The 13,038-nt window shown below is 76.4% G+C and carries 10 protein-coding genes; 3 read left to right on the top strand and 7 right to left on the bottom strand.

The features are described from left to right. Positions 1 to 272: 272 nt before the first annotated feature. Together ACFXAM_RS33365 and ACFXAM_RS33360 are read right to left on the bottom strand one after the other, a co-directional pair. On the bottom strand, positions 273 to 1,178 hold the full coding sequence (locus tag ACFXAM_RS33365; RefSeq protein ID WP_380296997.1) for a carbohydrate kinase family protein: 906 nt from the start codon (positions 1,176 to 1,178) through the stop codon (positions 273 to 275). A 3-nt stretch (positions 1,179 to 1,181) separates the two neighbouring features. After that, the gene (locus tag ACFXAM_RS33360) at positions 1,182 to 2,108 is read right to left on the bottom strand and encodes a pseudouridine-5'-phosphate glycosidase (RefSeq protein WP_380296995.1); all 927 of its coding nucleotides are present in this window, start codon (positions 2,106 to 2,108) and stop codon (positions 1,182 to 1,184) included. A gap of 115 nt (positions 2,109 to 2,223) precedes the next feature. Between ACFXAM_RS33360 and ACFXAM_RS33355 the strand changes: the two genes are divergently transcribed. Next, positions 2,224 to 3,126 (top strand): LysR family transcriptional regulator, encoded by a 903-nt coding sequence (locus tag ACFXAM_RS33355; RefSeq protein ID WP_380296993.1) that lies wholly within the window; start codon positions 2,224 to 2,226, stop codon positions 3,124 to 3,126. Between the two features lie 117 nt (positions 3,127 to 3,243). Here ACFXAM_RS33355 and ACFXAM_RS33350 read toward each other — a convergent pair whose 3' ends face one another. Further along, positions 3,244 to 4,821, bottom strand: a complete 1,578-nt coding sequence (locus ACFXAM_RS33350) for a S8 family serine peptidase (RefSeq protein WP_380296991.1) — start codon at positions 4,819 to 4,821, stop codon at positions 3,244 to 3,246. A 218-nt stretch (positions 4,822 to 5,039) separates the two neighbouring features. Here ACFXAM_RS33350 and ACFXAM_RS33345 point away from each other — a divergent pair, with 218 nt between their 5' ends. Continuing rightward, positions 5,040 to 5,816, top strand: coding sequence for a Crp/Fnr family transcriptional regulator (locus ACFXAM_RS33345; RefSeq protein WP_380296989.1), 777 nt, complete (start codon positions 5,040 to 5,042; stop codon positions 5,814 to 5,816). Further along, positions 5,813 to 6,940 (top strand): hypothetical protein, encoded by a 1,128-nt coding sequence (locus ACFXAM_RS33340; RefSeq protein WP_380296988.1) that lies wholly within the window; start codon positions 5,813 to 5,815, stop codon positions 6,938 to 6,940. The genes ACFXAM_RS33345 and ACFXAM_RS33340 overlap by 4 nt, the downstream gene beginning before the upstream one ends. Positions 6,941 to 6,949: 9 nt before the next feature. Here ACFXAM_RS33340 and ACFXAM_RS33335 read toward each other — a convergent pair whose 3' ends face one another. The 4 genes from ACFXAM_RS33335 to ACFXAM_RS33320 all read right to left on the bottom strand — a co-directional run. Then, complete coding sequence (locus tag ACFXAM_RS33335; protein ID WP_380296987.1) at positions 6,950 to 7,585, bottom strand: hypothetical protein; 636 nt, start codon at positions 7,583 to 7,585, stop codon at positions 6,950 to 6,952. 899 nt (positions 7,586 to 8,484) lie between these two features. Then, positions 8,485 to 10,254, bottom strand: coding sequence for a GTPase (locus tag ACFXAM_RS33330; RefSeq protein WP_380296985.1), 1,770 nt, complete (start codon positions 10,252 to 10,254; stop codon positions 8,485 to 8,487). Further along, on the bottom strand, positions 10,251 to 11,195 hold the full coding sequence (locus ACFXAM_RS33325; RefSeq protein WP_380296983.1) for a hypothetical protein: 945 nt from the start codon (positions 11,193 to 11,195) through the stop codon (positions 10,251 to 10,253). Before ACFXAM_RS33325 ends, ACFXAM_RS33330 begins: the two co-directional genes overlap by 4 nt. A gap of 4 nt (positions 11,196 to 11,199) precedes the next feature. Next, positions 11,200 to 13,038, bottom strand: a 1,839-nt coding sequence (locus ACFXAM_RS33320) for a dynamin family protein (RefSeq protein WP_380296981.1), incomplete at its 5' end; no start/stop codon positions are given.

The following is a 13,038-nucleotide window of genomic DNA, read 5'->3' as shown; positions in this document are numbered from 1 at the left end:
GGCTGCGGCCGGCTGGGCGGCGGTGATCGGCACGGCGAGCAGTACGGCGGCGAGCAGCAGCGCGGAGCCGATCGCGCGAGCTGCGGATCCGGTGAATGTCATGACGGCTGACCCCTTGTCAGGTGGGGGGATCGGACCAGCCACTGACTACCGCACGCACCGCCCCGCCGGCCGGACGCTGCGCCGTCGGTGAGCGTGTCCCCGTGCGCCCCCGCGGGCGTCCCCGCGCCGGTCCCCGCGCGGGCCCCGGCGCGGTCCCGGCCCCGGGTGGCTCAGTCCGGCGGGCAGGACGCCCCGGGCGAGGCCAGCACCCGCGCCGCGCAGCGGTGCCCGCGCGCGGCGGCCTCCCGCAGCCCGGGCTCCCCCAGCCCGGTGCCGGTCAGCCGGCCGTCCAGGAAGGCGGCGAGGAAGCCGGCCGCGAAGGCGTCGCCCGCGCCGGTGAGGTCGCGGACCTCGCCGACCGGCGGCACCGGCACGGTGAACGGCCGCTCCCCCGGCACGTCGACGGTGGTGGCCTCGGCGCCCGACTTGGTGACCACCGTGGTCGCCGCGAGCCGGGCCCGTTCCGGCCCGGGGCGCCCGTCGGTGAGCAGCCCCAGGTAGGCGGCCTCCGCGCGGTTGGCGAACAGCAGGGTGGGCGCGAGCCGGGCGGCGAGCGCGAGGAAGCGCTCGCGGCCGAAGCCCTCCAGCATGCCGGTCGAGGAGGCGTCCAGCGAGGTGGTGCCGCCGCCGGCGCGCACCCGGCGCAGGGCGTCGACGGCCGCCGCGCCGACCGGCTCCCCGTCGAAGGAGTAGGCGGGCACGTGCAGATGGGTGAGTCCGTCCAGCCACGGGTCCGGAACGCTCTCCAGCAGGGTGGCCGCGCCCCGGTCGGGGAGCATGGTGCGCTCGCCCGCCTCGTCGATGAGGACGACGATGCTGCCGGTCGTGCCGCGCCGCGCGACCCGGACGTCCACGCCGTGGCCCGCCAGTTCGGCGGTCAGGCCGTGCCCGGCCGGGTCGTCGCCGACGCAGCCGAGGAACCGGGTGGGGCACTGGCCGGCCGCGAAGGCGGCGACGTTCGCGGCGCTGCCGCCGCGCTGCCGGAAGACCCGGGCGTTGGAGTCGGTGCCGTGCCGCAGCGGGCCCGCCACCCAGACGACGATGTCCTCGACGAGGTCGCCGAGCACGCCGAGCACCGGTCAGCCCTCGCTTCGGGCGGCGGCCAGCGCCGTGGCGATCTCGCCGCCCAGCCGGACGTTGCCCCGGTAGACCTCGACGTTCACCTCCAGGCTGCGGCCCTCGGTGTCGCGCTGGATGAAGTCGAGCAGGAACGGCGTGGAGGCGTTGCCGGTGATGCCCTGCCGCTCGGCCTCGGCCCAGGCGCGGGTGAGCAGCGCGTCCAGCTCCTGCGGCGGGAGCTGCTTGGCCGGGTCGACCGGGTTGGCGATCAGCACGGCCTGCGGCAGCTCCAGGCCGTCGCGCGCCTCGATCACCCGGGCCGCCTGCTCGGGGGTGTCGACCTGGTAGCCGACGGTGTGGCCGGAATCGGTGACGTAGAAGCCGGGGTAGTGGCGGGTGCGGTAGCCGATGACCGGGATGTTGAGGGTCTCGAAGCGCTCCAGGGTGGCCCGGATGTCGAGGATCGACTTCACGCCGGCGCTGATCACGGTGACCGGGGTGGCCGCCAGGGTGGTGAGGTCCGCGGACTCGTCGAAGCTCTCGGAGGCGCCGAAGTGCACGCCGCCGAGGCCGCCGGTGGAGAAGACCCGGATGCCGGCGCGGTGCGCGAGGAAGGCGGTGGCGGCGACGGTGGTGCCGCCGTGGCGGCCGAGCGCGGCGACCACCGGCAGGTCGCGGAGGCTGGCCTTGTCGAGGTCGTCGGCCTCGGACAGCTCCTTGATCTGACCGGCCGACAGGCCCACCGTGGGCACGCCCGCGAAGACGCCGATGGTGGCCGGGACGACGCCGGTGGACCGCAGCCGCTCCTCCGCCTCCAGCGCGACCTCCAGGTTGCGCGGCCGGGGCAGCCCGTGGGTGAAGATCGTCGACTCCAGGGCGACGACGGGCGCGCCGGCGGCGACGGCCTCGGCGACTTCCTCGGAGATGCGGATGGGCAGTCCGGTCATGGCGGTGTGCTCCCTGTGAGGCTGCCACCACGGTGTGGCAGCGGTGGCTTCAGCGTAGGGAGGGCTCGGATCGGGATCCAGAATGAATACCGGCCCTTCTCATAGACTCCGGCCTATGAGTCTCACCCTGCGCCAGCTGGAGGTCTTCCTCACGGTGGCGGACACCCTGCACTTCGGCCGGGCCGCCGAGCGGCTGCACATCTCGCAGCCGACGGTCAGCCAGGAGGTGGCCCGGCTGGAGCGGACCGTCGGGGTGGAGCTGTTCGACCGCAGCCGGCGGGCGGTGCGGCTGACCCCGGCCGGGGAGGTGATGGCCGCCGAGTCCGCCGGCCTGCTGGCCCGGGCCGACGCGCTGCTCGCCCGGGTGCGGCTGCACGAGGAGACCAGGCTCGGCACGGCGCGGATCGTCGCCTCGCCCACCGTGGTCAACCGGCTGCTGCCGGCCGTGGTCAGCCGTGCCGAACGGGAGCTGCCGGACCTGCTGCTGTCCGAACTGTCCGTGGACACCGGGCGGGTCTCCCCGACGCTGGCCGCCGAGCTCGCCGACCTCGGCCTCGGCCGGTTCCTCGACGACGTGCCCGGCTACCGGCGGGAGCGGATCGCCGACGAGCCGGTGCGGGTCGCGCTCAGCCGCGACCACCCGCTGGCCGGGCGCGGCGCCGTGCGACTGGACGAACTCGGCGACCTGCCGCTGCTGTTGTGGCCGCGCGAGCAGAGCCCGCGCTACTACGACCACGTGCTGGCGCTGTGCGCCGAGCACGGGGTCGAGCCGCCGGTGCTGGTCGGCCCGGCCCGGATCGTCGGCTCCCGGCTCTACCTGCTGGCGCAGAGCCGGGCGTTCTCGCTGGTGCCCGCCTCGATGACCGGCCACCTCACCGGGGACGTGGTCACCGTGCGGCTGGCCGGGCGGGCCACCCTGCCGCTGGAGCTGCAGTGGCGCCTGGACGACCGCCGCCCCGCGCTCGCGGCGCTGCGCGAGCTGGTGCGCGAGGAGGCGGCCGCCCTGGAGGCGCTCTGACGGCCGATCCCGGGCCCGCCCCGGGAACGGCCGTCGGAGCGGACGTCGGAGCAGGCGTCGGAGCGGACGTCGGAGCGGACGTCGGAGCGGACGTCGGAGCGGACGTCGGAGCGGACCTCAGAACCGGAGCGACCAGCTGTTGACCGTGCCGGGGAAGTAGCCGCCGACGTCGGTCACCCGCAGCCGCCAGACTCCGGCCGCGGTGTGCGCGGAGGCATCCACCCCGTAGACGGCGGTGATGTCCGTCCGGGCCTCGCCGAGGTCCGTGCCGTGCAGCAGGAACACCGCGCCGTCCGGGGCGACGAGTTCGACCTTCAGGTCGCCGGACCACCAGTAGGAGATGTCCACGGCGACGTCGAGATCGCGCGGCGCCCTGCCGGGGACACCGGTGACGGTGACGGGCGACTCCACCGTGCCGACCCCGTCGAACGGCACCGGGGACGCAGCGGCGAACCGCGGGCCGGGCGGGCGGTTCGGCACCGTGCCGGTGTACAGCAGCCGGTCCGGGGAGCCCGCGCCGAGGTCGCGCAGCGAGCCGGTGGTCGCCGCCGAGGTCAGCGCCGCGGCCACCTGCGCGGGGGTGGCGGCGGGGTGCGAGGCCAGGTACAGCGCGGCGGCGCCGGCCGCGTGCGGGGCGGCCATCGAGGTGCCCGACATGTCGATGCCGATGCCCTCGTAGTCGACCACGTGCCACACCGAGGTGATGTCCACGCCCGGCGCGTAGAGGTCCACCAGGGGACCGTAGTTGGAGAACGAGGCCTGGGCGTCGTCGCGGTCGGTCGCGCCGACGGTGATCGCGCTCGGCACCCGGGCCGGGGAGTGCCCGCTCGCGTCGATGCCCTGGTTGCCGGCGGCGACCGTGTAGGTCAGGCCCGCGGCGATCGAGCCCGCGACCGCCACGTCGGTCACCGGGTCCGGCTCACTGCCCAGGCTCATGTTGACCACGGCCGGGCGGACGGCGTGCCGGGTGACCCAGTCGATGCCCGCGACCACCTGCTCCGTGGTGCCCTCGCCCTCGTCGTTCAGCACCCGCACCGCGACGATCTTCGCGGCCTTGGCGACGCCGAAGGACGCGCTGGCCACCGTCCCCGCGACGTGCGTGCCGTGGCCGTGACCGTCGTCCGCCACGGTGTCGCCGTCGATCGCGTCGTAGCCGTACGAGGCCCGCCCGCCGAACTCCTCCGAGGTGATCCGCACGCCGGTGTCCACGATGTACGCCGTCACCCCGGCGCCGCCCGCGTCCGGGTAGGAGTAGCGGTCGTCGTAGGGGAAGCGGCGCTGGTCGATCCGGTCCAGGCCCAAGGAGTTCGGCGAGTTCTGCACGCCGTCGGCACGCACCCGGCGGTTCTGCGAGACGATCGCCACCGACGGGTCGGCGGCCAGCCGGCGGGCCTGGCGCACGGTGAGGTCGGCGGAGAACCCGCGCAGCGCGGCGTCGTAGCTGCGGCGCACCGTGCCGCCGTAGGCGCGGGCCAGCGACGCCGCGCCGTCCGCGACCGAACCCGCCTTCGCCGCGCCGGGTTCGAGCACCACCAGGTAGCTTCCGGGGACGGCGGCCGGCGAGCCCTCGCCCTGCACCACCCCCTCCGGGACCGCCGCCGAGGCGGGGAGCACCCCGCCGGCGCCGATCGTCAGGACCGCGGCCGTGCCGAGTACCGCGCAGATCCTGCGCAGGCGTTGCCCTGGAGCCATCATCCGGCCCCCCTCCGGTGTCGACGTACCGACGAGCCTGACGGATCGTCACATCGATGGCAACCATGGGCCGTTGTGCTTCGCCGACGACCGGTCCCCGGCCCGGGCGGACCGGTGGCACGCGGCGCTCCGGGACTGACACCGCGCCGGGCGGTGCGCTATCTTCCGTACGGAATCGTCCTGTTGGGGCGGGATTGCCGACCGGGGTGGGGGCAGGCACCATGCACAGCGCGCACGGCGTCACCGGACCGGACAGGGGGCCGGGCAGACCCGCCGGCGCCCCGCCCGTCCCCTTCCCGCGCGGTCCGTTCAGCGGGCTCGACGCCGCCGACCTGCGGGAACTCGGGCGGCTCGGCACCCGGCGGGTCTACGCGCCGGGCGAGGCCCTGATGATCGAGGGCGAGCCGGGCGACCGGGCCGCGCTGCTGCTGACCGGCTGCGTCAAGGTGGTCGCCGCCACCGAGGACGGCGGCGAGGCCCTGCTCGCCGTCCGACTGCCAGGTGAACTCCTGGGCGAGCTGGCCGTGCTGGACGGCGAGCCGCGCTCGGCCAGCGTCCTCGCGGTGCGCACCAGCACCACCCGGGAGATCGGTGCGGCGGCCTTCCTCGACTTCCTCGCCGACCGGCCCGCCGCCGCCCTCGCCGTCCAGCGCTCGGTCACCCGCAAGCTGCGCTCGGCCACCCGCCACCGGGTCGACGCCGGCCACGGCACCGGCCTCGCCCGGCTCGCCCGTACCCTGCACACCCTGCTCGGCACCTACGGCACCCCCGGCGAGGACGGCCTGCGAATCGACATCCCGCTCAGCCACGCCGACCTGGCCGCGCTCGCCCGGCTCTCCCCCGCCAGCGTCGAACGCTCGCTGCGCACCCTGCGGGACCAGGGCGCCGTGCGCACCAGCTACCGCGAACTCGTCGTCCGCGACCGGGCCCTGCTGGCCGAGGCGGCCGGCGTCGCGCTCCCGCCCCCGCACCGGCCGGACGGCGGTGGCCGGGCGTGAGCGGCGCGGTGGCCCCGCGGCTGCGCCGGATCTGCCTGGTCGTCGACATCGAGGCGTACAGCGGCCGGCCCTACCGGGTGCAGCAGAAGGTGCAGGAGCGGCTGGACCGCGCGCTGGACCACGCCTGCGCCCGGGCCGGGGTCGACCGGACGCGCTGCGAGGCCCAGGACCGGGGCGACGGCCAGCTGCTCCTGCTGCCGCCCGACGCCGACGAGGCGAAGGCGCTGCCGGGCCTGGTCCTCGGCCTGCGCGACGCGCTGCACACGCTCAACCGGGCGCCGGGCACCGCCGGACGGCTGCGGGTGCGGGCCGCCCTCGCCCAGGGCGGGGTGCAGCGGGCGGCGCTGGGCTTCGTGGCGCGTTCGGTGGAGACGGCCTGCCGGCTGCTCGACTGCCAGCAGGCGCGGGCCGCGCTCAAGGCCGCACCGGACACCGACCTCGCGGTGGTGGTCGCCGACGACCTGTTCGCCGACGGCTTCGCGACGGGCGGGGGCGGCGTGCCGGTGGAGGAGTTCACCAGGATCACCGTGGCCCTCCCGGCCAAACGCTTCGAGGCGCGCGCCTGGATCGGCACCCCCCGGCCGGGTGCGCTGGTGGCGCTGCCGTCACCCGCCCCGTCCGGTTCCCGCCGCCGGGCGGCGGGTTCGGCGCTCCTGCGCGGCCTCGGCGACGCCCTGGCCGGCGCCGCCCTCGGCGCGACCCCGCCGCACCACGGCCACGACGACCCGCCGCAGCACCACGAGGGGCATAACGGGCACGGGCACGGACACCACGAGGAGCAGCACGGGCACCATCACGGGGAGCATGCCGAGCATCAGCCGGAGCACGGGACGGACCGAGCGACGGACCGAGCGGCGGACCAAGCGGCGGGCGGAGGGCCGGACCACCACCACGACGACCACTGGCCGCACCACTACGGCCACGACACCGACGCCTGGGCCGCCGACCCGCACCACCACGACCCGCACCACGAGGACACCGGCACCCCGTACGACGACCCGCACGCCCACGACGGGCACCTCCACGGTCACGACACCCACGACCCGTACGGCGCCGGGGCCGGGTACGACGGCTCCGGGTACGACGGCTCGCCGGACCACGGGTGGCACGGCCCGCACCACTGAGGCCGCGGGTCAGTGGCCGCCCTTCGGCTCGGTGCAGCCGCCCTCCAGGTAGTACCCGTGGGCCTCGACGGTGACGGAGGCGCCGAGCCTCCCGGCGACGCAGGGGCCCGCGCCCGGGACGGTGAGCTCGAAGGAGACCTCGCTGCCGTAGGCCGAGATCTGCACGGCGGTGCGCGGGTAGCCCAGCGACTCCAGGATGCCGCGCACCGCGTCCTGGGTCGGCGGCGCCGTCGCGGTCCGCGCCTTGACGGCCTCGGAGATGCGCCGGCTGTGCGCCTCGCCCCGGCAGCGGTCCTCCGCGCCGAGCGGCGCCATCTGCTTGTACATCGAGTTCTCGGCGTGCTTGGCCACCCAGGGATCGACCGGCTCGGCCGGGACGGCCGACGTGGCGCCCGGTCCGCCGGCCGGGGTGCTCGGCCGCGCCGACGCGCAGCCCAGCGCCGCCACCTGGGGGAAGAGCCGGTCGTGCTCGGCGACGCCCTTCCGCACCTGCTCGGCGGGGTCCGGCAGCGCGGCGGACGACGCCGCGGCGCCACCGGCCGCCGGCGTCCCGTCGGCACCGGTGCTCCGCACGCTTCCGCAGCCGGTCACCGCCACCACCACCGCCAGCACACCCACGGCCGCCGCCGTCGCCGGACGCCTCATCGGCCCGCCCCTCCCCGTTTCCGTCCGCGCCCCGTCCGGACGCTTCGTACGGCACCCATCATGCCGGACGCCCCGGGACCGGGCCGATCCGGGGGCATGACTGATCGTCAACCACCTTTTCCCTGAACCGCGATGGCGATGCGACAGCGTGTTCTCGGAGCCTTCTCCTCCCCTTGACGGTGGTGGTCCGCATCCAGCATGGTGTGGACCACTCCCTCGCACTGCTGCCCCCCATCGGCACTCCCCCCACCCGGAGCGACGGCATGCGTGCACCCCTCCACCCCCGACCCGGCCGCCGAGGAGCGCGCCGCGGCCTGTCCGTCGAACACCTCCGAGCCGACCGTCCACTTCCACGGCCGGTACGAGCAGGCGGCCCACGACGTGGGGCGGGTGTCCTTCATCGGCCCCGGCTTCGAACCGGGCCGTCCCCCACCTGCCGGCGCACGTACATCCCCTGACGGACGACCGCCCCCCACCTCGGAGACGACATGCGCTCACCCCGCCCCGGATCACGCCCCGGCCCCCGGCACGCCCGCGCCGCAAGCCCGCTCGGTGCCGCCCTCGGCGTCCTCCTGCTGGCCGGCACGGCCGCGCTCGCCGCGAACGGCGCCGCCACCGCCCAGCCCGCACCACTGGACTGGATCAAGAACGGCGACTTCCGCTACCCGCTCGCCCTGGGCTGGAACTGCCAGGGCGAGTTCGTCCAGACCGGCCAGACCGTCGAAGGCCGCCCCAGTGGAACGGACTACGCCGGCTGCACGCAGTCGGTCACGGTCGTACCCGGCACCCGCTACCAGTTCTCGGCGTACATGTCCGGCCCCTACACCTTCGTGACCATCTCCGGGACCGGAACCGGCACCGGCGAGGTGACGCTCTGGGACAGCGGGCCGGCCATGAAGTCACTGGCCACGACCCTCCAGATCGGCGACTCCCAGCAGGTGACCGTCACCTTCCACGGCTGGTACGGGCAGGCGCCGTACCAGGTCAGCCGCGTCCAGATGATCGGGCCGATGTACCCGAACGAGTGCGAGTTCCCCACCCCCACCCCCGGCGTGCCGGCGCCGACCTCCACCAAGCCCTGCATGCCCCGGCCGACCACGCCCCCGACCGGCCCGGGGGTCCCCACCCCCACGCCCACCGGGCTCTGACCCGCACCGCCGCCGCCCTCCCGCCGCCCTGACCCCCGGTGGAGGACAGGACGGCGGGAGGGCGAAGTAGATCCCCTCGCACACCTCACGGGCGATCCGGGCGTAACGCCCGACGTCACGCAGCGGGCCGTCCTCCAGGCGGCGCCACTCCCGGGCCGCCCGCGCCGCCGCCCGGCGCAGGTCGGCGGGCGGGGTGCCGGCGGGCAGGCGCAGCCGGGCGGCGGGCGTGCGGCCGGTGGCGAGGGCGATCAGGGCGGCGGCGGTGTCCTCGTCGAGTTCGAGCCGCTGCCCGGCCACCGCGGCCAGGGCGCGGGCGAGTTCATGGCGGCGCAGTTCCGGGTGCCGGCGCAGTTCGCCGATCCGGGTGCGCGCCCACCGCAGGACATCGGCGGGCACGCCCTCGCCGGAGCCGAGGGCCGCCTCGACGGCGCCCAGCGCGGCGGCCGAGCGCAGCGCGTCGGCGGCGTCGACGAAGCGCACGCGCAGGTGCTCGACGACGGCGCCGATGCCGGAGGCCGCCCGGAACTCGGCGAGCAGGGCGGCGGCCCCGGCCGGGCGGCCCTCGGCGCGGGCCCGGCGGGCGGCCGTCAGGGCGGTGTCGATGCCGTAGACGCCGAGCAGGCCGAACAGCCTCTGCCGCTCGGGGCGGGTGAGCGGCGCGCCGTCCCAGTCGAGGAAGCGCCGGCCGGAGTAGAGGGCGCGGCGCAGGTCGGCGGCGGGGGCCTCGGCGAGCCGGCGGACCAGGGCGGCGTCCGGTTCGGTGAAGTCGTCGCCGAGGGCGGTCTGGGCGAGCAGGCCGACCACCGGGAGCACCGCGTCGACCAGTCCGGCGAGCCGGCCGGCGTTGGTCGCGGCGACCTGCCGGGCGCGCGGCCAGGGGTCGCCGTGGCCCTCGCCGAGCAGGTCGATCCGGCTGAGCACGCCGACGGCGTTGAGCGCGGTCATCCGGCCGTCGGCCTGGGCGCGCAGGGCGCCCAGGGCCTCGGCGTCGCCCGCGCCGGGGTGCGGCATGACGTAGATCATCGCGTCGGCGCGGGCCAGGGCGTCGAGCGCCGGCCCGTCGAGGCCGCTGAGCGAGTCCAGGCCGGGGGTGTCGACGAGCACGCAGTCCCCGGCGGGCCGCAGCCCGGCGGCCTCGACGACGACCTCGGCGACCAGGTCGGCACTGACCCCGAGGTCCCGGGGGTCGCGCGGCAGGCCGCCGGGCCGCCGGTGGACGCTGCCGTCCCGCAGCCGGACCTCCAGCCGGTTGAGCCCGCCGGGCCGGAACCAGGCGACCACGGTGGTGCACTCGGTGGCCGCCGAGGCGGCGAGCCGGCGGCCGAGCAGGGCGTTCACCAGGGTGGACTTGCCCGCGTTCATCCGGCCGCCGACGGCGATCCGCAGGGTGCGCCCGGCCAGCCGCTCCTGGACGGCGCGCACCGCGTCGGCCGGCGGGCCGGGTGGCATCCGGCCCGCCAGCTCGGCGCAGAATCCGGCCACCACCGGGGCGAGTTCGGCGCCGGGCGGCGGGACGGTCACCGCGTCGCCGCCGGGGCGGCGGCGCCGGCCGGCGGGGCGGTGCCGCGCTGCTCGCGCTCCAGCAGTCTCGCCAGGCGCTGGGCGGGGCGGCGCAGCGCGGCCACCTCCTCCTTGCTCTCGCGCAGCTGTTCCTCCCAGTACTTGAGCCGCTTGGCCGCGCTCTCCACGCCCTTGAACCAGGAGACCAGGCTGTCGATCCCGTTGGCCTCCTTGCGCAGGTCCTTGACGAAGTCCTTCGCCGTCTCCAGGCTGTCCTGCGCCTGCCGCGCCCGGTGGTCGAGCAGGGTGGACAGGCACCACAGGACCGGCACGGCGACCCCGCGCGGCGAGCGGCCGCAGGAGAGCGCGACCGTCGTGCCGCGGACCCGTCCGCCGCCGGCGAGCAGTTCCTCCAGCGGGGCGGTGGCGGCCCGGGCCCGGGCCCAGCCGGCGGGGTCGGTGAGCAGGTCGGACTTGGTGTAGGCGAGGACGATCGGCAGCGGGGTGGACTGGTCGCCGACGGCGCGGTGCAGCAGCACGACGGTGCGCCGCACCTCGTCGTGGGAGTCGGGGTCGGTGGCGAGGCGGTGGGCGTCGGCGAAGACGACCACCGCGTCCGCGCCGGTGAGCCGCGCCAGCAGCTGGGCGGTCTCCGGGTCGTCGGCGGCCGAGCTGGTGAGGGCGCCGCCCCGGTAGTCCGTCCAGTGGAAGCCCATGACCTCCTTGCGGCCGTGCTCCAGTCCGGCTTGGAGGTCGGTGCTCCGGGAGGTCGGCGGAGGGTAGATCCCCTTGCCCAACTGCTTGCCGGTGGCGATGAGGTGTGCGGAGGCCGCGCGGTCGGCGGTGACCAGCCGGAAGCCCTTGCGGCCGGCGGCGAGGTGGGTGTACATCGCGGCGAGGTAGGTGCTCTTGCCGGCGCTGGAGTGGCCGAGGGCGACCACGCGCAGGTTGGTCAGGTCCATGCGGTCAGCTCCGCTCCGGGTCGGAGGCGGCAGGATCGGTGGGAGCGCCGGGGGCGCCGGGGGCGGCGCCGAGGGCGTGGGCGAGGGCGATCCCCTCGTCACGCACGGCGGTGAGCGAGCCGATCCGGCGCCTGGCGCGGTCCCGGGCGGCGGCCAGGTCGGCCGCCTCGGTGGCGAGGTTCCGGCGGTGGTCGGCGAGTTGGCGCTCCAGCCGGAGCCGCTCGTCGGCGATCGCCTGGTCGAGCGCGACGGCGAGCCGGTCGGTCAGCTCGTCGACGTGCGCGGTGATCTGGGCGGGGATCTCGGTGCTCAGCTCGGTGAGCACCCGGTTGAGGTGACGGGTGGCGTCGCCGCGCACCCGGCCGAGTTCGGCGCGCTGGCGACGGCGGCGGGTGAGCACGGCCAGCATCGCGTAGCTGGCCACGGCGGGCAGCAGCACGCTGCTGGTGACCAGGGCGACCACGGTGCCGAAGGTGGCGGCGGTGCCGACCGACGGGATGACGTTCTCGATCATGCCCAGGGCGCCGCCGTCGCGGTGCGTGGAGAGCACCATCTCCGGGAGGGCGACGCCGCGTTCGGCGCGGATGACGGCGCCGTCGTCCACCACGGCGAGCTCCGCGCCGCCCCGCCCGGCGTCCGTCCGGCCGGTGTCCGTCCGGCCGGTGTCCAGGACCGTGGCGCACTCGCGCCGGACCCGCTCCTCCAGGACGGCCAGGCCGCGTCGGGCGGCGTTGTCCAGCCGCAGCCAGACCGCCTCCACCTGGGCCTCCAGCTCGGCCGGGAACTCCTCGGCCAGCGCGGCCGGTTCGGAGGTGGCGATCTTCGCCTCGGCCTGCCGGCGGACGTCGTTGAGGCTGCGCCGGAAGCCGAGCTGGAGGGTGTTCTTGAGATCGCGGGCGCCGGTCGTCAGGGCACGCCGCCACTGGGCGCTGTCCGGCTGGAGCAGGCGCAGCGCCTCCTCGGCGCGCTCGACCTCGGCGGCCAGGGTCGGGTCCTGCTGGAGCGAGCGCAGGCCCAGTTCCTGGTCGGCGAGCGGGGCGGCCAGCGCGGCGAGGGCGACGTGCACCACGTTGGCCAGACGCAGCTCGGCGCCACGGGCGGCGATCCGGCGGCGCAGCAGGGCGTCCAGCGGCTCGAATCCGCTCTCGTCCAACAGTTCTGCGGCGTCCTGGAGCCGGCCGGCGTCGGCGGCGTCGGCGGCGTCGGCGGCGTCGGCGGCGTCGGCGGCGTCCCGGCGGGCCCGGTTGCTGACCGGGAACCAGGGGGCCCCGGTGTGCCGGGGTGCGTGGCGGGCGAGCAGCTCGCGGTTGCGTTCGAGAACGGCGGGCCAGGCGTCGTGGCTGTCGGTCTTGGTGAGCACGAACACCGTCTCGGCGGTGCGCTCGGTCGCACGGGCGAGGAAGTCCAGCTCGGAGCGGGTGAGTTCGCTGGAGCCGTCGACGACGAAGACCAGCGCGTCGGCGTTCTCCAGGGCGGCCAGGGCGAGTTGGGCGTGGCCGCTGACCAGGCCGCCGACGCCGGGGGTGTCGACGAGTTCCAGGCCGGCGGCGAGCAGCGGGACGGGCAGTTCGACCTCGACGTGGTGGACGTCGAGGCGGTGCGGGCGGCCGGTGACCGGGTCGACGGCGGCGTACTCGGCGATCCGCTCCAGCGGGATCGGCTCCGGGTGCGGCGCGGTGTCGGGAGTGCCGGCGGTGCCACGGGCGACGGTGCCGGGCAGCAGGAAGGCCTCGGCGCGGGGGCGCTCGCCGTGCCGGACGACGACGTGCACGCCGGTGGCGACGTCGGCGTCGACCGGGAGGAGGTCCCAGACGCCGACCAGGCGGTGGCTGGTGGTGCTCTT

Origin of the sequence: Kitasatospora sp. NPDC059462, from assembly GCF_042749955.1 — a bacterium.
GTDB lineage: Bacteria > Actinomycetota > Actinomycetes > Streptomycetales > Streptomycetaceae > Kitasatospora.
Note: the sequence above shows the minus strand (reverse complement) of the source record. Positions and strands in the feature narration are given on the sequence as shown.